Raw genomic sequence first — 20,341 nt, forward strand, 5'->3', positions numbered from 1 at the left:
ACATAACAAATATACTATATGATAACTAATTATTTTTCAAAATTAACGAAACGTTTTAACTCAGTTAATGAAATATTAGGAGAATCATCATAAAAACCATTTTCTGATTTTTCTATTTCATTATTATAAACTTCTGCTTGTGCATCAGTAAATTCTTCATTTTCATTGTAATGTACAAGTAAATTTACAATAACATCATCAAAGCTTTCATCTTGTGCAAATAATTTAAATAATGCTGCACGAGTATCTGTTGAAACAATAATATGTTCATTCATGATAATTCCTCAAATTGTTTTTACAGATTATTGTATCAAACACCCGATAAATTTTTTTCTATTATAGTTAATACTGAATGTTTTCAGTTGAATTATTCAAAACAAAAAGGAATAGCCACACTAAAAATCAAAAACCTAAAAAAAGGCAAATACAACATCTACACACAATACACCAAATCAAAAATAAAAAACACAATAACAATCAAATAAAAAAAAAAGAATAAGGAACCACCAACACTTCCTTATTTTATAACCTTTTTTATTATAGTTTTTCTCTAAAAGTTTATACTATTTAGATCATGCCAATTTTTCATAAAAATGATTTTTCTTTCAATAATTTCATAGAATTTGTTCTCAAATATTTTTATTAATTCTTTTTCAGAATTATTAATTGGTTTTATATATTGTTTTTTTTGATTACTCTTTAAACATCTTCAATGGGGCTTAAATCAGGACAATATTGTTTTAAATATATTAGATTTATATTTAATATTTCTGCAACTTTTTGAACCATTTTTGCTGTGTGAATCCTTGCATTGTCTAAAATTATATTAATTCTTTTTTTCTTTATGAGGCAGGATGGGACATGACTCTCATTAATTTTTAAAATTTTTTTTTTCGCTTATTTTTTTTCCTTTAATTTTATATACTATGAAGTATAATCTTTTATTATAAATATTAATATTTATGGTTGTTTTATTTATGGTTTTAAAAGATGATACTGTTAATCTGACTATGTTGGTGTCTATGGAGTTGAGTAATTTGATTCCTGAAGGTCATCTGTGTTATTTTTATTAAAAATGTGGTTGGTCAAATTGATTGTTCCGAAGCTAACAAGGAGTTTTTCGTGATAAGCCTGGTGAACCTGCTTATCCTCGTGAAATGTTGCTTAGGATTGGTTTGGATGAGTGTTATTTGATGGTGGATTGTCTTCTCCTAATTGAGAGAAGAACAAGAACTGAATATTGCTTATATGTACTTTAGCAGGCATGCAAAAGCCAGTTTATAGGGACAATTTTATAAGATTCAAATTGGATTATACCTGATTTAATTGATGAAGCTTTTAAAACAACTTTTAAAGATTTGCAAAAGAAGAAAATCCGCCATTTAGAGTTTTAGATGGAACTAAAGTAAAAACATCTTTAAAAAATAATAACCAATGAACAACAATTAAAAATAATCATGGAAAAGAACACTTTGGAAGAAAAGTATTATAAATTGGATCAAGAAGAAGATTTGGAATTGGGCGATGAATCTGGAAAAATTAGTGTTCCTGAATCATATTAACAAACAAAGAAAAATTCCAAGAAACAGTAAGAGAAAATCAATAAAAATCCTTTGAAAAAATGATGGAGACCAAAGATAAATTGAGAGCTTCAAGTAAAAAAAAACCTCTTAAAACAATCCAGAAGAAAAATCCTGAAAAAATTTAAAGCTTGAAAACACTCGAAGAAAAGCTTAAAGAATCCTGGAAAAAATGATGTAATTAAGTGTAAATGATCCAGATTCAAGATTTTTATGATTAATAAAAAAAAAAGGTAAAATGAGGAATTTGTATTACAATAGACAGATTACTGTAGACTCACATAAAAGAATAATCCTAGCATCATACATAACAATACAATCCAACAGACCATTACGAACTTGTTCCATTAAATGGAACAAGTACAATCAAATTTAACAGAAATATAACGATGAAAATGCCTGTTAATTACCAAGTAAGTGCAGATAATGACTATTCAACAGATGAAAAACACAGAATATCTTGAAAAAACATGGACCTTGACGGTTACATATCCTCACGAAAACTCTCAAGAAAAAAGAAAAAAAATAGTATAATAATTGTCCGAAAAAAAACCATTTTTCCAAAGATAAATTATCAACTATGATCACGAAATGATGACCTATATCTTCCCCCTCCCCAATTGGTCAACCACTATAGAAAAAAAAGCGAATACCAATACAAAAACAAAACAAGAATCACACATTGGACCAAAGAATGCAAAAACTGCCCAGTACAAAAATATTACAGTAAAAACACAACAATACAGAATAATCACTGACTATGGAAAATATTTCAAAAATAAAAATGCAAAGAAAAATAGAAAACCACAAAAGCCCCCCAAAAAAATCTACAAAAATACGCTCAAAAAAACAGCAGAAACTACCATTTACAAACATGAAACAAAACATAAACCTAACAAAATTCACAACAACGGACTTAAAACAAATAATTACAGAGTTTAAACTATACACAATAGGACACAACTTAAAAAGAGAATATACAACGAAATAAACAAAAATAGAAAACAACTGAAAAATAAAATTATTGCAAAAAATTTTTAAGGGTGTCCGCCAAAACTAATTTTTTTTATTTTGAATTTTTTATAACTGCGTTATAATTTTCTTGTTTTGTTAATTTTTTTCATTAAATTAATTAGAATTTAATTTTAATTATTTATTATTCATAATTTTTAATATGGATTATAATGATTTATTTATATTTGATTTTAGTCATTTTTAGAATAGTAATATTTATATACTATGATGTACATATTTTATATTAGATATGAGTTATTATGTGTTGGTTATTTATGGTTAGTAAGAAAGTTATTAAGAATCAGGCTGAATTAGGCATTAGGACTTATGATTTTAATGTTCCAGAGAATCATATTTCTCGTTTTGTGGTTGATTTTATTGAAGAATTTTATCCGATTTTGGGAATTAAAGAGAATAAGAAAAAAGGCGGTAGGCCTTCATATCCTCCATGTTCCATGTTAAAATTACTTGTTTATGCAAAAATAGACCATATTGAAAGTGCTAGAGTCATTGCAGAAATGACAAAGTACCATGACATATATAAATTCGTTTGTGATAGAATTAAACCCTCTGAACGTTCAATTCAAAGGTATCGTGATGAATTTGGACGTTATTATGAAGTATTGCTTCAAATGACATTAAAAATGGCCGTAAAAAAAGGATTCACTGAATTTAATCATGTTGTAGTCGATGGGACCATCAAAAAAGCATTCAATTCTAACCAAAATATGATCAGCAAAAAAGAAACCAATTTGCTGGTCCAGTTCTACAAAGGACTGGAAGTTGACCTTAAAAAGCTTGAAAAACTCAATAAACCAGCTCAAAAAATACTAAATGACAAGGAAATGTCCAATGATGAAAAATTAGAAATATTATATGACATCAGAACTCAATTCAAATTCACAGGACAGGATAAAATACCAATGAATGATATTGAAGCACGCATGATGAAAGGCAAAAAAGGAAACTTCCTGGTTGCTTATAATATCCAACATCTGCGATTACGACACCAAACTAATCTGCGCATTAAACGTCACACAAAACCCTACAGACCATTACCAACTACCAGAAGTAGCTGACAAAGCAATAAACAACATAGGAAAAGTACCAAAACACATGAGTGCAGATACAATATATTTAAATCAAATAAGCCTATCATACTTTGTAAACAAAGGAATAGATGGATTAATACCAACAAGAAAACAATCCAAAGAAAAAATAGGCAAATTAAATCCAAACCAATTCCATAAAGACCACTTTTACTACATATCCGACCTAGACTTATTTATGTGCCCATCAGGACAACCAATGTACTTCTACAAAGAATACACACAACCAAACGAAGAACCAGACAAACCCGACAAAATAAAAAGACTCTACAACAATTATACTGCATGTAAATACTGCATTCACAGAAAATCCTGCTTAACAGACAAACAAACACATAAAACCATCACAGAAAACGGTGGCAGATTAGAAAGAGCAATGGATTCTTCAAAATGGAAAAAGAAGAATATAAAGAAGAATTCAAAAAAAGACCAAGTGTAGAAGGACCATTCGGAATATTCAAAGAACAATACCATGTAGAACAAGAAATAGTAATCGGAATGGTAAAAACCGGAGAAAGACTCAACCTAGATGCACTAGCATACAATATAAAAAGATTATATAATCTTATTCAAGGAGAACAAAATAATAAAGAAGATATTGTTGATTTTTGTGAAAGTATATCCACTACACACCAATTAAAGCTTGATGTGACCATTTACTAGAATCCACACTCAAAAATCATTTTTGGCGGACACTCTTAAAATAAAAAAAAATTCTATGAAAAATTAAAAAATTTCATGTCCCATCCTGCAAAGTTAAAAAAATAAGGAAGTATTGGTGGTTCCTTATTCTTTTTTTTTTATTTGATTGTTATTGTGTTTTTTATTTTTGATTTGGTGTATTGTGTGTAGATGTTGTATTTGCCTTTTTTTAGGTTTTTGATTTTTAGTGTGGCTATTCCTTTTTTGTTTGTTAGTTTTTTGTATTTTTTTCCTTTGAATTTAAATGTTATTTTCTTTTTTGCTTGTGGTTTTCCTTTAGTGTTTACTAGTTTGGCCTGGAATTTTGTTGTTTTTGTTTTTTTCTTTATGATGTTTTTTGCTGTTAGTACTGGTTGGATTGTGATTTTATTTTTTGTAATGAATTTGCCATATTTTGTGGTTATGGTGTGTGTTTTTGGTTTTTGTGTGATTTTTAGGCTTGCATATCCATTTTTGTCTGTTTTTTTACTGTATGTTTTTCCTGATATTGTGAATTTTACTGTTTTTCCAGTACCTACATTTTTACCATTTGCATGTATTATTTGTACTTTAAATGTTCCTCCCATGAAATAAATTTTTAAGTTTTTATTTTTTGTTATTGGGGATTTTAAGATTTTTACCATGGATTTAAATGTGTTTGAACCATAATCTTTATCTCCATTGAATTTAGCTATTATTGAGTATTGTCCAGGTTTTTGTTTGAGAAGTATAGTAGCATAGCCATATTTGTCGGTTTTTAGGTTGTATTTTTTATTTTTGATTGTGATTTGAAGATTTTTATAAATTAAAGGTTTTCCTTGGTAGTCTGTTAATTTTACCTTATATTTTGTCCCATCATTATAAAACATATACACATTATTAGAATTTAAATAAGAATCACCAGTAATAATTAAATCATTAGTCAAATCATTACCATCTTTTTTATAAATCATTTTAATAGTGTGTTTTCCACTGTTTAAATTAAAAAAAGTAATATTCTTATTTATCCCGCTATTAAGGATTTTATTACCATTTTCATAGTAATTAACATTGTAATTATTATTTTCGTAGTAAATTAAGTTATTAACAGTAACAGTATTTGTATTTTTAGAACGAAATACACTAAAAGTACAAGCAAATATATCACCTGACTTAAACCAGTAAATAACATTACCTTTAAATTTAGCATGGTTATTAACAAAAGAACAACTACTTAATTTACCATTATCACCCCACCACCAATAAACAGCACCACCATCCATTGCATGGTTATTAACAAAAGAACAATCCACTACCTTACCATTATCACCATCCCAAAAAACAGCACCACCATCCATTGCATGGTTATTAACAAAAGAACAAGCACTTAAAAAACCATTAGCACCAATCCACCAAACAGTACCACCAGCATCTGCATGGTTATTAACAAAAGAACAAGCACTTAAAAAACCATTAGCACCATTCCAATAAACAGCACCACCATTCCAACCAGCATGGTTATTAACAAAAGAACAAGCACTTAAAAAACCATTAGCACCATACCAACAAACAGCACCACCATACTCTGCATGGTTATTGTTAAAAGTGCAGTTTTTTATATTGCCTTGTGTTCCATGTAAGTAAATAGCACCACCAAGTTTACGTGCGTGGTTATTTTCAAAGTAACAATTTTCTAAATTAGCATTATCTCCCAACCAGTCAATGGCACCACCCCAATCTGTTTGAGTATTATTAGCATTTATGAATCTTATATTTTTTAATGTGACTTGATCGCCACCTATCCAGAATATTCGTGTAGCTAATCTTCCGTTAAGTACATGGTTTTTACCATCAATAGTTAAAGGTTTATCAATTATTATCGCATTATCTCCAAATACATATGTATAGTCTTTATTTAGAGTTATTGTACCACCAATAGGTGCTTTGTTGATTATGTTTTGCAAATCAGTAAATGTTGAAGTAGATCCTTTTAAATCGCTTTTGTTCATTTCAACATTTAATCTATCATTATCTTCAACTTCTAAAATTGTAGTATTTTCACTTAAATCTATTTCAGATGTTGCATTGTCTTGTGCTGAAACAACTGAAATAGATAAAAATATTAAAAATAAAAACACTATTATAACTTTATTTAAATTCTTAATCATTTTATATCAATCCTCCGGATCTTAATATTTTCATAATTAAATGAAATTGAATCAATATAATATTTAAATAATTAATAATGATTCTATACAATCAACTATAAATAATTAACGGCTCTGAATCAACCCAGTTAATTTAAGAAATTTATTTTTTATTTTTTTACTTTTTTTATGGGTTTTTGATTATTTTTTTTATTGATTTTTCATTTTTGATTATTTTTTTTGTTTTAAATTCCTTTAATTTGCTTGTAATTGGATGTGTTTATTTTAATAGTTTTTATATTTGTTTAAATTATTTTATGTTTAATTTTAAATATTATTAATAGTTAATATTAAATATTAGTAAATTATATTTTTATATGGGTTATTTAGAATTTTATGATTGGATTTTTTTGATTTAGGGGTTGTTTTTGATGATAAATTTCAGGGAATATTGTGATGAAACTTGGGAAAAATTAGATAAATATGAAAAATCGAAAATATATAATTGATGATGGAAAAGCACATTTTGTTCGTAATCGAAAAACTACTTTAGGAAGTATAATTAAGTATCCTTTCTATGATTGTGGTCGAATGACTACTGTAGAGGCTATAAATTTTATTAGAAGTGATAAGAAGGATAAAAATATGATTTTAACTAAATCCGATATTTCTCAAAGAAGAAAATTGCTTAATCATATTTGCTATGTTAGATATGAATGAAGACTTTATTGATGGAATTTACAATGATCCAGATAGACCTGGCCTTTATAAAGGATATTCAATACTGGCAGGTGATACTAGCATCTGCGATGCACCATAATATTGGATACACTGAAAAACAACTAAAAGAATTAAATAATCCTCATCTCAATAGATTAAAAAAGGAATTAATCAGATTTATGTTAATACTGAATGTTTTCAATTGAATTATTCAAAACAACTTTGAGCAAGAGCCAGGAAGTGATTCTACATATGCCTTGAAACACTGGCAGAATGTATTAAAGGATTTAATATCTAAATATGGATTAATAGTGAAGAAAACACAATCTATGAATAGTAAATACAATAGGGCAAGACCTACTACTAATTTAATCAGACAAGATAGGTTATTTTTTGATAACCAAATTAATCCTGATAGAATTCGTGCCTTATTCAATCAATATGTCTATATACATCTTGATAAGGAAATAATGAATGAATATCCATCTCCTGATGAACTGGATAGTTTGGGATATGCTTTTATGGAAATGCAAAATGTTATCAGACTTTGAACATAATACTGACTTATCATTCTTTAATTTAATTTTTTTCGAAGAGATTATCAATTTTGTTTTTCACTTATTTAGAATGGTTTTGATTGATGATTGGTAATAGAATTTATTTTTTTATTTAATTTAAGGCATTATTAAAATATCTTAACAATAAACAATAAAAATAATAAAATAAGGAAATTAATCACTTAATATAGTTTTTTCAAACAGTTACTCATGATATTGCTTGCCTTCATCAGTATAAACTCTTGCTTCAACATATTGAGTATTTCCATTTTCATCAATAAGAGGTATTACACCAACATCTTCTGAATGTTTGGTTATGTTTAAATCAACTTCTGAATTATAATTTGAAATCAGATACAAACCTGTTAATATTAAATAACATTCAATTAAAAAAGAAAGAGATTAATTTTAAAGAATCTCCTTTAAATTTAATATTTATTTTTAAGGGCCACTAGCAGAGCCCTCTGATGTAGTGTCAGTTACTGGAACTAATCTGACACTTCCATTTTCATCTTGAATCGGCATCATTATGGTATCATTTGAATTATCCTGTTCATTGGAATCAGATTCCATATTATTATTGGACATTATATGAAAACTAATTAAGATTAAACAAATTGCTAAAATTATAATTAACATTATAAAACCTTTTGATTTAAACATAGGATTACCTCCATAATTAATATTTAAGAATATGGAAACGGAGACATTTTAACATTCCATTTTATCGAATGAATTGGAAAAGATGCCTTTCGTGTTAGAGAATAATTATGTCCTGATTTATGTGCAAAATTAAAGAAAGCAGGTTGATATAAAGTTTCCACTTTTCCTTTAAAATTATTTTTAGAGTAGACTTTTATTGTGTATATTACTTTTGTTGAAATTTTATGCTTAGTTAATTTTGTAGTTGACAATTTAATGGTTTTTCCTCCCCATTTTGGAACTATTATTGTAAATCTGATTACTGGACCTTTAGGTTTATCTGGTATCTTACCCATAGTTTCTGATACATAATAAACGTATCCTTTTCCAGAAATATATTTTTGACATACTTCTGAAATAAAATTTGATTCAATTGGAATTACATTATTAATTATATTATTTATTGTACTTTTAGTTATTATAACTGACGACTCTTTCAAAAACTTTGTTGATTTTCAAAATCCTTTTTGCGATTGTCATTCCAAATTAAATCTCTGCGATAGATTCGTTTTAAAACACCTCGTTTGGTCTTGAATGTTCTTTTTCTAGATTTTGGCATTGTTTTTTGGAAGGCATTTTCAATTTTGTTACTTGTTTTTTCAATTCGTTTATCTTTTAAGTGATGAATAAAGCTTTTATATCGAGGAGTGATTGATTTTCTGATTATTTTGTAAATAACTGGATTGAAAATCATCTTTGCGATAAATTAAAGATTGTACTTCATTTTTGAATTCATCGTAATCATTTAAATCGAATAAATCTTTGATTATTTTCAGTTGTTTGCGGCATTCTTGATATTCTTCGTCAGAAATGAGATTTTTATCTTTAAAAGTTTTTAATTGTTTATTTAAACTTTTTTTAGTATGGAAAATACATAATTGGTGTTTAAAACCTAGTTTTGGTATAATTGAGGCATATTTTTTATCTAAATCTGTTGTGATTGCAATTTTATTTTTATTTACTGTAGATTCTCTTAAAAACTTCTCAACAGTGTTTTCATCTTCAGTATCGTAAATTGCATCGGCTACGATGCAATTTGAAATTGAATCAAGTAAGGTGTGTCGATATTTCCATTCTCCATTGATTTTTATCCATTCTACATCAAAGACATAATATCCCGAGCAACGACCTAAATCAAATTCTAAAATGTTTTCATCAACAAAAAGCCAATTTTCAATCGTTTATTGATGTGAAACTGTTATTCCAAAGAATTTTTTAAAAGATTTACAAACATTTTTCAAGCTTCCCAGATAATCTGAAATTAAATGCTCTGATTTACTTTTCAATTCATTCGTAAAATTACTGTTTTTATCAACAAGACTTGTTAAATCAGTTTGAAAGGTTTTACCACAACGTTTACAAATATAACGCTGAACTTTCACCTTAGTTTTGCCTATTTCTTTAAATACTAATGTTCTTTTTGTAAAACCATATTTAACTACATGACGAGTTCCACAATGAGGGCATCGAGCTAAACTCATTTTAAAATACGGAACATCCTTCTTAAAACTCAAATCAAAAGATTTCAGAGCCTTTTGACAGGATTTAAAAATTTTCACAAAACGAGGATCTGAAAGGACAAATCCATCATTAAAATCACAAAATATATATTGTTTAACATCTAAAATACTATTTGGAGTATTTATTTTTTTATTAGGCATAATAAAAACTTTTACTCCACCTATTAATTATTAAATTTAACTATTTTTAGACAAAATTAAAAATTCCAAACTAATTTTCATCAAAAAATTTCAAATCAACAAAGTTTTTGAAAGAGCCTAACTGACTGATTAGTGTAATATTGGTTAAATTCACATAAATCATATTTAAAATTTCCTAAATTTGGGTCTGCTAAAATTATTGTTTCATTATTAATTTCTTTCACAACAGACCAATGATTAATGCCCATTATGTCCATATGAACAATAAAATTTTCTTTTAGATTGGCTGTATTTGTATTAATGGCATATGCTGTTAAATTATAAGTTTTTGCAGCATAAATTATATTATTCATTGTTGTTCCATTAATAGTTGTTTTTGTTGCATCCTTTGATTCGTTTAAAGAAATATTAATTCCCATTTTATTTAATACAGTGGCAAAAGATGCTGCTCCACAACTATATTCATTATCGGACATAACTACTCCAGAAGTATTTAATTCCAATGAATTTAAATCATCATCAGAACAAACATGACTTTCATTTTCATCTATATTTTCATATTGATTTTTTTCATTTAAAACTGTATCATTAACATATGTTTCATTTTCTATATGTGAATCTTCAAGGTCAACATCCTCTGCATTCACACTTCCAATGAATAATGCTAATATTATAAAAAATATTAAAAATTTTTCATTTTTCATCACCTTGGATTATTTTTATTGTTGATACAATAAACATTAATTTTTTTATATTTTACTTGATAATTGAGTATGTAATTGGTCATATATAAATATTCCGTTTAAATGTTTATAATATTCGATAAATTTCTATTTAAGTAATAGATAATGTGCTGTTATTGTTTATTTTGATAATAATCATTATTAAATTAAATTTCATTTTAATAGGATATGCTTTTATGGAAATACAAAATGTTATCAGATTATAATTCAATTCTGATTATCCATTATTGGAATTTTGGGCAAATGATTTTTAGGACTATTAAAACCTCCTAAGATGATTTAAGAGCAGATTTTTATTTAAAAATGTTTTTAAGACAATAGATTAGTCCTAAATTGATATTAAAAAGAGATTGTGGGGAGTTTACGGTATTGGACTGTTTTAAAGTCTTAATTTAAAATCTTCAATGAGTCGTTCAATTTCTACTTTCAATATGTTAAGATATTGTTTTTTAATTGATAATTAATTTGAATATAATCCTATATTTAGCACTGTTTCAAAGAATTCATCTAATGACATTGCATCATCAGTATTTCCTTTTTTATCTAAATATTTCTCATAGTCATTTTTTATGTCTTCATACTCCTCGTCAGTTAAATTAAAATCTAATATGTATGTATCGGTTTCAGAGTCATAATTAGCAATTTCATAGTCAAAATCTTTGTCATTATTATTAGTTAATCACCTCCTAAACTAATATAATGATTTATCATTAATTAAAATTAACTCGAAAGTAATCTTGTAAAATCTTAATGAATTAATCTAATATTACTTCAAGGACTTATTTCATTTTTTCTAATAACTTTCACTAAATCAAATTTTTCTATTTTTATTAGAGTATATATGTTAATACTGAATGTTTTCAAAGCAAACATTCACATGCGAATTCAATTGCATTCAATCGGAAAATTTATTCAAAATTAGGACTTGAGAAAATCATCACATTCAGGCAATAAAACATGCTATTTTTTATGAAGATAATCCTCTCATAATGTCTTACATTGCACCATATAATAAAAATTAGATAACTTTAAAAATCAGACTCTTTCAAAAACTTTTGTGATAACTAATTTTTTCGATTAATCTATTCATTTAAATTTTTCAAAATAACTGATTAATTAGCTTTAAATTATAAAAATAACTCCAAATATTAAGAAAAAGTTTTTAATAAAAAACTTGCAAATATTTAAATCAAACAAGTTTTTGAAAGTGCCGAAAATCAGATAAATATATATTATCTGAATAATAAAAACATTAGTATAAAACATTAAGGTGATGCACATATGGAAAATATAGTAGCAAGTACAAAATTATATAAAAATTTCCAAGTAGCTATTCCAAAAGAGATAAGAAAAAAATATGATTTTGATATTAATAATACAATGATTGATTGGAGCATCAACAAAGATAATGAAATTGTTCTTATTCCAAGAAAAAAAATCACTACAAAAGATATATTAGGCATTGTTAAAGATAAAGATAAATGGAATATTGATAAGGAAGTGTATGAATGAAATATTTTGTAGATTCATCATTCATTGTTTCACTATTCAAAGAAACGGATAGTAATCATAAGATATCTAAAGAACATATTAATATTATTGATAATAATAAATGTTATATCACTAATGGGATTTTACTTGAAGTTATAACAATCTTGATGAAAAGAACAAAAAATAATAAGATTGTTAAGCTTGCTTATGCTTATTTATTGGATAATTTCATTATAGTTGATGAATACGATATTAAACATTATAATGATAAAGTAATGGAATTATTTTTGAAATATAACAATAATAACTTCAAAGTTAGTTTTGTTGATTGTTCGAGCATTATCATTTCTAATCATTACAAATTGGATCATGTTGTTAGCTTTGATAAAGGTTTCAAACTATTCAATGAAATACAATTATATCAATTTTAGATAAGGTTATCTCATGGATTAAAGAGTCTTATCATTAATCGACTTCTTTTCTCAGGAAGAATCTCCTTCTGAAGTAAATGAATTATCTTTTTTTCTATTTTTGAGGATGTGACACGAAGTCACAATTTTTTCTAATTTTAATTGACTAATTTTCCTTTAATTTTATATACTATGAAGTACAATCTTTTATTATAGATATTAATATTTATGGTTGTGTTATTCATGGTTTTAAAAGATGATAATATAAATCAGACTATGTTGGTCCCTATGGACTTGCGAAATTTGATTCCTGAAGATCATCCTTGCTATTTTATTAAAAATGTGGTTGATTTAATTGATTGTTCGAAAGCAAACCAGGAATTTCGTGGAAAGCCTGGTGAATTTGCTTTTAATCCTCGAGGATTATTGCTCAGGCTCATTTTAATGAGCGTATTTGATGGAGGATTGTCTTCAAGAGAAATAGAAAGAAAAACAAGAACTGACATTGCATATATGTATCTTGCAGCAATGGAAAAACCATCCTATCGGACAATTGCGCGATTTAAAGTCGATTATGCTGATTTAATCGACGAAGCATTCAAAACAACCATCAAAATTGCAAAGGAAAATGATTTAATAAAAATCCATCATTTGAGCTTGGATGGAACTAAAATCAAAGCAAAAACATCAATTAATAAATTAACTGATGAAAACCAAATTAAAATCATGAAAGAACACCTTGAAAAAAGTATTGAACTTGATCAGCAAGAAGATGATGAACTCGGAGATGAATCTGGAAATTCAGTTCCAGAATCATTAACAGACAAAGAAAAATTCAAAGAAACAGTAAAAGAAATTCAAGAATCTTCTAAAAATAATAAAAACAAAGATAAATTGCGTTCTTCAAGTTTAAAAATCTTTTAAAACAAGCAGAAAAAAAATCCAGAAAAAGTTTTAAAAAAACTCAATGAACTCGAAGAAAAAGTAAAAGAATCACCAAAAGATGTAATCAGCATTAACGACCCTGATGCTCACTTGATGATGAATAAAAAAAGGCAAATGGGAATGGGATTACAATGCACAAATCATTGTGGATGAATACAAAGGAATAATCCTATCTTCATACATTACACAAAATCCAACAGACCATTTCGAGCTTATTCCATCAATAGAACAATTAGAAAACAATTTAACTGGAATCTATGATGAACTGCCTTCCAATTTCCAATTCAGTGCTGATAATGGATATTCAACTGATGAAAACACAACCTATCTTGAAGAAAAAAGCTTAGAAGGATACATATCCACCAGAAAAACTCTCAAGAAAAGAAAAAAAATATAATCTATGGGAAAAACCATTCCAAAAAGACAATTTCTGCTACGATGCAGAAATTGAAACCTACATCTGTCCTTTGGGAGAAATTTCCCCCCCCCCCCCCCCTTTTATATCGAAGACGAACATATGAATACAAAAACAAACAAAAAATAACTTATTGGACTAATAAATGTAAAAACTGTGTTATGAAAGAAATCTGCTGCAAAAAAAAAAGAATTACAGAACAATTCAAGACTATAGCAACCCTTCCAAGATTAGAATGCAACGGAAAATGGAAACAGAATGGGCACAAAAAATCTACAAAAAACGATCAAAAACAGCAGAACTACCATTTGCACACATAAAACAAAACATGAAACTCCATGAATTCACAACAACCGGAATAAAAAACACAAATACAGAATTCAAATTATATACAATCGGACACAACCTAAAAAGAATATACAACGAAATAAACACTAAAAACAACTAAAAATAAGAAAAAATATAAAAAATCTAAAAACACAAAATTCAATTAAAAATTTTGCGTCACATCCTCTTTTTTTATAAAAAAATCTCACCTAAATCTCACAGATAACTTTTGATAACTTTTGTATTTACTGAATGTTTCAGTTGAATTATTCAAAACAGGATTCTCATAGTATATTAATAGAAACATTGGAAAATTCAATTTATGAAGAGGAACAAGAATTGGGGAGGTTTATCTTCATAACTTAATCTTATTTTTTTTATAATTTTTTTGTACAGTTTGCTATTTTTCATGTTTTTTGTTAAACACTGGTTTTAATATTAAACATTTTTTAATTTAATTAAATAAAAAAGTTTAAATATTCAATAAGATAATATTATAAAATAGAGTTTGGTATTAATAAAATAGAATTCATCCCCTACACTAAATAGCTGACAAATTATAAACTTATAAAAAGGAGTAATAAGATTAGTATGAATAATGAAATAACAAACACATTATTATATGTTAGTGAAGAAGGCGCAGTGGCAATTAATGTTATTATTGATTCAGAAAATGAAACAATGTGGACCACACAAAAAACAATGGCGGAATTATTCAATAAAAACATTAATACTATCAGTAAACATTTAACTAAAATATTTGAGGATGGAGAATTAATAAAAAATGAAGTAACCTTCAATCCAAACGATTCCACTAATAGTGAAATCGTTATTAATCCAAATGCAAAAACTCAACCAATACTATATAATTTAGATGTAATCATCTCAGTTGGATATCGTGTAAACAGCAAACAAGCAACACACTTTCGCAGATGGACTACAAGTGTATTAAAAGAATACATGATTAAAGGATTTGCTTTAGATGATGAACTATTAAAAAAAGGTTCAAGATTTGGTAAAGATTACTTCAATGAATTACTTGAAAGAATACGTGAAATAAGAGCATCAGAAAGAAGATTTAATCAAAAATTAACTGATATTTATGCAACAAGTTTTGATTATAATCCTAATGCTGAAGTTTCTCAAGAATTCTTCGCAACAGTACAAAATAAATTAATATATGCAGTCACAGGATACACTGCAGCAGAAATAATTAAAAATAGAAGTGATAAAACAAAAATCAATATGGGGTTAACAACATGGAAGAATTCCCCGAATGGTAAAATATTACAATATGATGTTGTAATCTCTAAAAATTATTTAAATAAAAAGGAAATAAGCACTTTAAACACTCTTGTAGATGGTTTTCTAACTTTAGCAGAAACAAGAGCCAGAACACAAACAGAAACAAAAATGGCTGACTGGAAATTATTACTGGACGGATATATTGATTTAAGCCAATTACCAAAATTAATGGACAAAGGAAAAATTTCAGCTTTAAATGCTCGAAACCATGCAATAAAAGAATATAAAGAATTCCGTTTAGATCAAGATAAAAATTATAAATCTGATTTCGATAAATTAATTGATGATATAAAAAGAATTGAAGGAGAACAATAATTTAGTAAAAATCAATTTTTTTTTTTGGTTTGAAGAGTGTTGGCAGAAATTATTAGATTTTGAACATTTTTCATTTTATCCTTTAGCTTTTTTCAATATTTTTTTAAGTTAGTGATATGAACTTTATTGCACTAATGACTGAATGTAAATCCATTTCTTTTATTCTCTTTAATAAGATTAAACAATCTTATTAGGTTGTATGATGCTACGATTGTGAACATTTGGTTTTGTACTCTTTTTAAACCAACTATTGGAAGATAATCATAGTTGTAAATTCTTTTGAAAGTTCCGTTATGTGCTTCTACAGTCTTTGAACGTAATTTATAGTCTTTAATTCCATCTTTAGTAGACATTAATCTTTCAACTTTATATGTAACTTCGTGGACATACCTTGTTATTGCTCTATGGTTGGTTGTATAGCATTTCACTTTATATTTGTAATTTTTGCAGGCTAGGTAGTTTGAATAGACTAATTTGATTTTATTTCCTCCTCCTTTTTTTTGTGGGGCAGGATATGCTCCATCAAGAGTTAATTCTTCATTATTGGGACAAATAAAAACATTTTTATATTCATCAAAAACAAAATAATCTATAGCAAATGGATTGTCAGGTAGATTACCTGAATTCTCTCTATTTTACTGTTTTGTTGGAATTAAAAGCAGTTATACCTAATTCCTCGAGATATTGTAAATTTGCTAGTGTTGAATAGATTGTATCCGCGCTAATTTTTGTGGGTTGTAATTTTAAATTAACGAGGATTTGATTCATTAATGCAGGAATTTGATAATGATCCGTAGGATTTTGAACTGCATTAACTCCACATATTAACTTCGATTTCGTATCAGTTCCCAATTGAATATTAAATGAAAATTTAGGATACTTTTGTCCATTATCTTTAACTTTCATCAGTCGAGCATCATGATCATTCAAAGCTAACGATACCTGTCCAGAATAGTCCAACAACTGCCACCAATAAAAAAAGAATTTCAACTTTTTCTTTATCTGATTTTGATTTATCATCTAAAAATTTTCGTACGGTTCTTCTAAGCTTTTTAATTTCATCTTTTGTTAATTCTTCGACCAAATAATGCTTTATTAATAAAATAATATCTTTTTTCTTTGATTATATTGAATGAGGAATTGTAAGCATTTTTTTTATTGTTCCATCAATTGCAATATGTTCAAAATCAGTTAATCCAATTCTATTGGCCACAATCAGAATAAAACTCATAATTAATTGGTAAATTTGTTGAAAAATACTTACAATAATCTCGTATTGTTCTGTCACTTGGTTCTATAAAATGTGAAATTAAATTATACAAATAATTGTACTTTGCATTATAAGCTAACTCCACAGTGCTTGTTATTTTATTAATATATCCATAAAAAATTAGTTTTATCATATCTTTGAGGTCAAAAGGTGGTTTTCCAACATTGGAAATTTTTCGTTTGATTTTAAAGAAATTAAACGCACCATCAACGATTGTTGATGCAAGATACATAAGTTGAAATTCATCTTCCATTTCTTCAATTTCCCTACTTTTTTCGCTCAAAATATAGTTATCCAAAATCATATCAATCAAAAACTCCTATATTAAATTAAATAATTATAGAATTAACTATAATTAATTATATATTTGTTATTTCTAATATAATAAGATAGATTTAAATAACTTATAGTTAGAATAATAAGTAATAAAATATTAAAATTAAATATTAATAATTTTTACAAATAATTAGATTAAAATACCCATAATTACAAGGCCAATATAAAAAAAAGTATGAATTTATGGAAAAAAATTTTCACGAATTAAAATTGAACAAAGTTTAATAAAAATAGGAAAATAGGTTAAAAATTAAATAATATTTAAATCTCAATAATTTCTGCCAACACTCTTGAAAACAATATAAAATAAAGTACCTGAGTTTTGAATAATTCAACTGAAAACATTCAGTATTAACAAATTAGCAAAAGGAACTTACACATTTAAATCAGTAGATCCATATACTGGTGGATCAATTAAAACAACAGTAACCGTTAAGGTAGTGCCTCTTAAAGCAGATGATGTAGTAACATTTGAAAATAAAACTTCAACATTTACTGTAAAAGCATTTAATCAAAATGGACGGGCTGCCCAAAATAAAAACATTAGTATAACTATAAATGGCACAGAAAAAATTGTTCAAACAGATGCTAATGGTGTAGCTAGTGTTAATTTTACTTTTGATAAAGGAGAATATATAATTATTTCAAAAGACATGGATACTGGTTATACGATTCAAAATAAAATCACAGTAATTGATCCGTCTAGCGGAAGACACTTTAATAAATATGGTGTTTCTGATGATGGTAAAACAATTCTAGCTATTGGACGGGCTTCAGCTCCAGGAGAGATGGGAAAATATAATTATACTTTTTATATGGTTGAATTTTTAAGGGTTTGCCCATATTGCGGAAGCAATGAACTTTATTGGAGTATTTTTTGGGCAGGAAATGAGGTTACAAGTAAAGGAAGATTCCCTGCTACAGGAAGAATTGAATGGGGGAGTGCTGAGGGAGGAATATATTGTGCTCACTGTGACGCTGATTTTAGTATTTTTGGTAATGAACACATAGCAGGATCTACTAAAAAATTGACTCCTTTGTGTGATCCTATTCCATGTACAAAGGAAGATGCTTACAAATTGTTAAGTGGAAACTTTATATTATATTATTATTAATTTTCTCATTTTAAATGAGAAACTCTTTTTTATATTTATTTTAGTATTAATACTGTTTTTAAATACAAGTTTTAGATATTCTCTATAGTGTTTATTAAGAAACAATCATTAAATACTGTATAATTGATAATACATATTTAAATTATATAATTAAAGATAATATTGCTTTAATATCTTATAAAAATATATTCTCTTATTTATAGTTTCTTACCAAAAGTTTATACCTAATGAGTTATAGATATATGCTCATGGAAAAATTTAATAATAAAATTAAGAAACATTTAGAGCTTTCTGAAATTGCAGAAATGTTGAAAGAGTACAGAAAATATTACGATGTTTATAGGCGTCTTTTAGTAATTCACATGGTTGCAAACGGTGAAAGTATTGCTAAAGCCTCAAAAAACATTAATATTTCAAGAAAAACCGGTGAACGATGGGTCAAACAATATAATGAAAATGGCATTGCTGGCTTATTTTCAAATTATTCCAATTGTGGTAGAAAATCTTACCTAACTGACCAACAATTAAATGAATTAAAAGAAATTATCACTGGAAATGAAGAAAAATATAATTTAAAAGATGTGAAAAATCTTATTAAAGAAAAATATGGAATAACATACAGTGAAAAGCAAATATGGGTCATTACAAGACAAAAACTAAATTTAAACTATGGAAAACCATTTCATCAAATATAACACTCGTCCAGAAAACCCCGAAGAAGATCTTAAAAAAAACTAACTTTCATTGATTTAAAAACCGAATATTTTGCTTTTTTGGACGAAACATCATGTCAAAATGTTCCAAATGTTACAAGAGTATTATACACTCCAGGAGAAAAAAAATATACAAAGAAAACATCCAGTAAAAATTGGAATAAATGTAACTGGTTTCCAAGGAATTAATTGCAACTCATACATGGAAGTAAACACAAAAAATAATGCATTTCAATTTATAAATTACATTATGTCATTACCGTATTGAAAACATGGAAAATACTTCCGGTAAACAATTAATCAAAGAAGCAATAAACAATGAAAATTTATCAGATGACGAAATAAAAAAACTATTTATCCTCTAAATCACTAAATAAAATGGATTTAATTAATAAAATCAATAATGAACTATATAATGACAATTCACAACAAACATCCATTGAAAAAATTCAAAAAATCTGCAATAAAGAAGACAATAACAACTCCAGAAAAATATGGCATGAAAAAAGATCCAGATTATTAAATAATCTATTAAATCCCAAAATAACTGAAATAAACTCAAAAGAAAAGAAAATAAACATTATTTTAGATAATGCAAGAATACATCATGCTAAAATCGTTGAAAAAGCATGCGAAATATTAAATATAAACTTAATATTTTTACAACCATACTGTCCCGATTTAAATCCAATCGAAGATGTATGGCGTAAAATTAAGTCTACAATATATAAATCAATATATAAAAATTTAAATGAATTAATAGAAATATTTAAACGAGAATACTACAAAATAGTTGATTTAACATC

28 protein-coding genes are annotated in these 20,341 nt (G+C 26.6%); 15 read left to right on the forward strand and 13 right to left on the reverse strand.

Annotation, left to right across the window (positions count from 1 at the left end; translation table 11 throughout):
* Positions 1-29: 29 nt before the first annotated feature.
* Positions 30-275 (reverse strand): hypothetical protein, encoded by a 246-nt coding sequence (locus Q9969_RS10745; protein ID WP_305557631.1) that lies wholly within the window; start codon positions 273-275, stop codon positions 30-32.
* A gap of 424 nt (positions 276-699) precedes the next feature.
* Positions 700-789, reverse strand: a complete 90-nt coding sequence (locus tag Q9969_RS10750) for a hypothetical protein (protein WP_305557633.1) — start codon at positions 787-789, stop codon at positions 700-702.
* A 1,382-nt stretch (positions 790-2,171) separates the two neighbouring features.
* On the opposite strand from Q9969_RS10750, the gene Q9969_RS10755 reads away from it, so the two are divergent.
* From Q9969_RS10755 to Q9969_RS10770, 4 genes are all read left to right on the forward strand, one after another.
* A complete protein-coding gene (locus tag Q9969_RS10755; RefSeq protein ID WP_305557635.1) occupies positions 2,172-2,522 on the forward strand; it encodes a hypothetical protein in 351 nt (116 codons plus the stop codon).
* 347 nt (positions 2,523-2,869) lie between these two features.
* The gene (locus Q9969_RS10760; protein WP_305557637.1) at positions 2,870-3,673 is read left to right on the forward strand and encodes a transposase; all 804 of its coding nucleotides are present in this window, start codon (positions 2,870-2,872) and stop codon (positions 3,671-3,673) included.
* Positions 3,674-3,710: 37 nt separating this feature from the next.
* Positions 3,711-4,142: a hypothetical protein gene (locus tag Q9969_RS10765; RefSeq protein WP_305557639.1), complete on the forward strand. Its 432-nt coding sequence runs from the start codon at positions 3,711-3,713 to the stop codon at positions 4,140-4,142.
* Positions 4,094-4,366 carry a transposase gene (locus Q9969_RS10770; RefSeq protein WP_305557147.1) on the forward strand — a complete coding sequence of 91 codons (273 nt, stop codon included), beginning with the start codon at positions 4,094-4,096 and terminating at the stop codon, positions 4,364-4,366. Before Q9969_RS10765 ends, Q9969_RS10770 begins: the two co-directional genes overlap by 49 nt.
* A 137-nt stretch (positions 4,367-4,503) precedes the next feature.
* On the opposite strand, the gene Q9969_RS10775 is transcribed toward Q9969_RS10770, so the two are convergent.
* On the reverse strand, positions 4,504-6,531 hold the full coding sequence (locus Q9969_RS10775; RefSeq protein ID WP_305557641.1) for a hypothetical protein: 2,028 nt from the start codon (positions 6,529-6,531) through the stop codon (positions 4,504-4,506).
* A 462-nt stretch (positions 6,532-6,993) separates the two neighbouring features.
* Between Q9969_RS10775 and Q9969_RS10780 the strand changes: the two genes are divergently transcribed.
* Positions 6,994-7,230, forward strand: coding sequence for a hypothetical protein (locus Q9969_RS10780; protein ID WP_305557643.1), 237 nt, complete (start codon positions 6,994-6,996; stop codon positions 7,228-7,230).
* Positions 7,231-7,487: 257 nt separating this feature from the next.
* Entirely contained in the window at positions 7,488-7,781 is a 294-nt protein-coding gene (locus tag Q9969_RS10785; protein WP_305557645.1) for a hypothetical protein, read from the forward strand.
* Positions 7,782-7,991: 210 nt separating this feature from the next.
* On the opposite strand, the gene Q9969_RS10790 is transcribed toward Q9969_RS10785, so the two are convergent.
* The 6 genes from Q9969_RS10790 to Q9969_RS10815 all read right to left on the reverse strand — a co-directional run bounded on the left by Q9969_RS10790 (position 7,992) and on the right by Q9969_RS10815 (position 10,854).
* On the reverse strand, positions 7,992-8,147 hold the full coding sequence (locus Q9969_RS10790) for a hypothetical protein (protein WP_305557647.1): 156 nt from the start codon (positions 8,145-8,147) through the stop codon (positions 7,992-7,994).
* 81 nt (positions 8,148-8,228) lie between these two features.
* Complete coding sequence (locus tag Q9969_RS10795) at positions 8,229-8,450, reverse strand: hypothetical protein (RefSeq protein WP_305557649.1); 222 nt, start codon at positions 8,448-8,450, stop codon at positions 8,229-8,231.
* Positions 8,451-8,473: 23 nt separating this feature from the next.
* Positions 8,474-8,929 carry a hypothetical protein gene (locus Q9969_RS10800; RefSeq protein WP_305557651.1) on the reverse strand — a complete coding sequence of 152 codons (456 nt, stop codon included), beginning with the start codon at positions 8,927-8,929 and terminating at the stop codon, positions 8,474-8,476.
* Entirely contained in the window at positions 8,926-9,183 is a 258-nt protein-coding gene (locus tag Q9969_RS10805; RefSeq protein WP_305557653.1) for a hypothetical protein, read from the reverse strand. Before Q9969_RS10805 ends, Q9969_RS10800 begins: the two co-directional genes overlap by 4 nt.
* Before the next feature lie 487 nt (positions 9,184-9,670).
* Positions 9,671-10,150 carry a hypothetical protein gene (locus Q9969_RS10810; protein ID WP_305557655.1) on the reverse strand — a complete coding sequence of 160 codons (480 nt, stop codon included), beginning with the start codon at positions 10,148-10,150 and terminating at the stop codon, positions 9,671-9,673.
* A gap of 95 nt (positions 10,151-10,245) precedes the next feature.
* Positions 10,246-10,854, reverse strand: a complete 609-nt coding sequence (locus Q9969_RS10815) for a cysteine peptidase family C39 domain-containing protein (protein ID WP_305557657.1) — start codon at positions 10,852-10,854, stop codon at positions 10,246-10,248.
* A gap of 1,320 nt (positions 10,855-12,174) precedes the next feature.
* Here Q9969_RS10815 and Q9969_RS10820 point away from each other — a divergent pair.
* The 6 genes from Q9969_RS10820 to rhuM all read left to right on the forward strand — a co-directional run bounded on the left by Q9969_RS10820 (position 12,175) and on the right by rhuM (position 16,101).
* Positions 12,175-12,405: an AbrB/MazE/SpoVT family DNA-binding domain-containing protein gene (locus tag Q9969_RS10820; RefSeq protein WP_305557659.1), complete on the forward strand. Its 231-nt coding sequence runs from the start codon at positions 12,175-12,177 to the stop codon at positions 12,403-12,405.
* Positions 12,402-12,815 (forward strand): PIN domain-containing protein, encoded by a 414-nt coding sequence (locus tag Q9969_RS10825; RefSeq protein WP_305557661.1) that lies wholly within the window; start codon positions 12,402-12,404, stop codon positions 12,813-12,815. Before Q9969_RS10820 ends, Q9969_RS10825 begins: the two co-directional genes overlap by 4 nt.
* Before the next feature lie 222 nt (positions 12,816-13,037).
* Entirely contained in the window at positions 13,038-13,718 is a 681-nt protein-coding gene (locus Q9969_RS10830) for a transposase (RefSeq protein ID WP_305557663.1), read from the forward strand.
* 166 nt (positions 13,719-13,884) lie between these two features.
* The gene (locus Q9969_RS10835; RefSeq protein WP_305557665.1) at positions 13,885-14,136 is read left to right on the forward strand and encodes a hypothetical protein; all 252 of its coding nucleotides are present in this window, start codon (positions 13,885-13,887) and stop codon (positions 14,134-14,136) included.
* A 220-nt stretch (positions 14,137-14,356) separates the two neighbouring features.
* On the forward strand, positions 14,357-14,602 hold the full coding sequence (locus Q9969_RS10840; protein ID WP_305557683.1) for a transposase: 246 nt from the start codon (positions 14,357-14,359) through the stop codon (positions 14,600-14,602).
* A 470-nt stretch (positions 14,603-15,072) separates the two neighbouring features.
* On the forward strand, positions 15,073-16,101 hold the full coding sequence (gene rhuM / locus Q9969_RS10845) for a RhuM family protein (protein ID WP_305557667.1): 1,029 nt from the start codon (positions 15,073-15,075) through the stop codon (positions 16,099-16,101).
* 131 nt (positions 16,102-16,232) lie between these two features.
* On the opposite strand, the gene Q9969_RS10850 is transcribed toward rhuM, so the two are convergent.
* From Q9969_RS10850 to Q9969_RS10865, 4 genes are all read right to left on the reverse strand, one after another.
* Positions 16,233-16,694 (reverse strand): transposase, encoded by a 462-nt coding sequence (locus Q9969_RS10850; protein WP_342766075.1) that lies wholly within the window; start codon positions 16,692-16,694, stop codon positions 16,233-16,235.
* 37 nt (positions 16,695-16,731) lie between these two features.
* Positions 16,732-17,091, reverse strand: a complete 360-nt coding sequence (locus Q9969_RS10855; protein ID WP_305557687.1) for a transposase — start codon at positions 17,089-17,091, stop codon at positions 16,732-16,734.
* Positions 17,024-17,185, reverse strand: a complete 162-nt coding sequence (locus tag Q9969_RS10860) for a hypothetical protein (RefSeq protein WP_305554156.1) — start codon at positions 17,183-17,185, stop codon at positions 17,024-17,026. Before Q9969_RS10860 ends, Q9969_RS10855 begins: the two co-directional genes overlap by 68 nt.
* Positions 17,186-17,303: 118 nt before the next feature.
* Positions 17,304-17,654 carry a transposase gene (locus tag Q9969_RS10865; RefSeq protein ID WP_305557669.1) on the reverse strand — a complete coding sequence of 117 codons (351 nt, stop codon included), beginning with the start codon at positions 17,652-17,654 and terminating at the stop codon, positions 17,304-17,306.
* A 493-nt stretch (positions 17,655-18,147) separates the two neighbouring features.
* Between Q9969_RS10865 and Q9969_RS10870 the strand changes: the two genes are divergently transcribed.
* The 3 genes from Q9969_RS10870 to Q9969_RS10880 all read left to right on the forward strand — a co-directional run.
* On the forward strand, positions 18,148-18,822 hold the full coding sequence (locus Q9969_RS10870; protein ID WP_305557671.1) for an Ig-like domain-containing protein: 675 nt from the start codon (positions 18,148-18,150) through the stop codon (positions 18,820-18,822).
* A gap of 227 nt (positions 18,823-19,049) precedes the next feature.
* Positions 19,050-19,517: a helix-turn-helix domain-containing protein gene (locus Q9969_RS10875; protein WP_305557673.1), complete on the forward strand. Its 468-nt coding sequence runs from the start codon at positions 19,050-19,052 to the stop codon at positions 19,515-19,517.
* Between the two features lie 396 nt (positions 19,518-19,913).
* Positions 19,914-20,341: transposase (locus Q9969_RS10880; RefSeq protein ID WP_305557675.1), on the forward strand; the 428-nt coding region annotated here is incomplete at its 3' end.

Source organism: Methanobrevibacter sp. V74 (assembly GCF_963082495.1).
Taxonomy (GTDB): Archaea; Methanobacteriota; Methanobacteria; order Methanobacteriales; family Methanobacteriaceae; genus Methanocatella.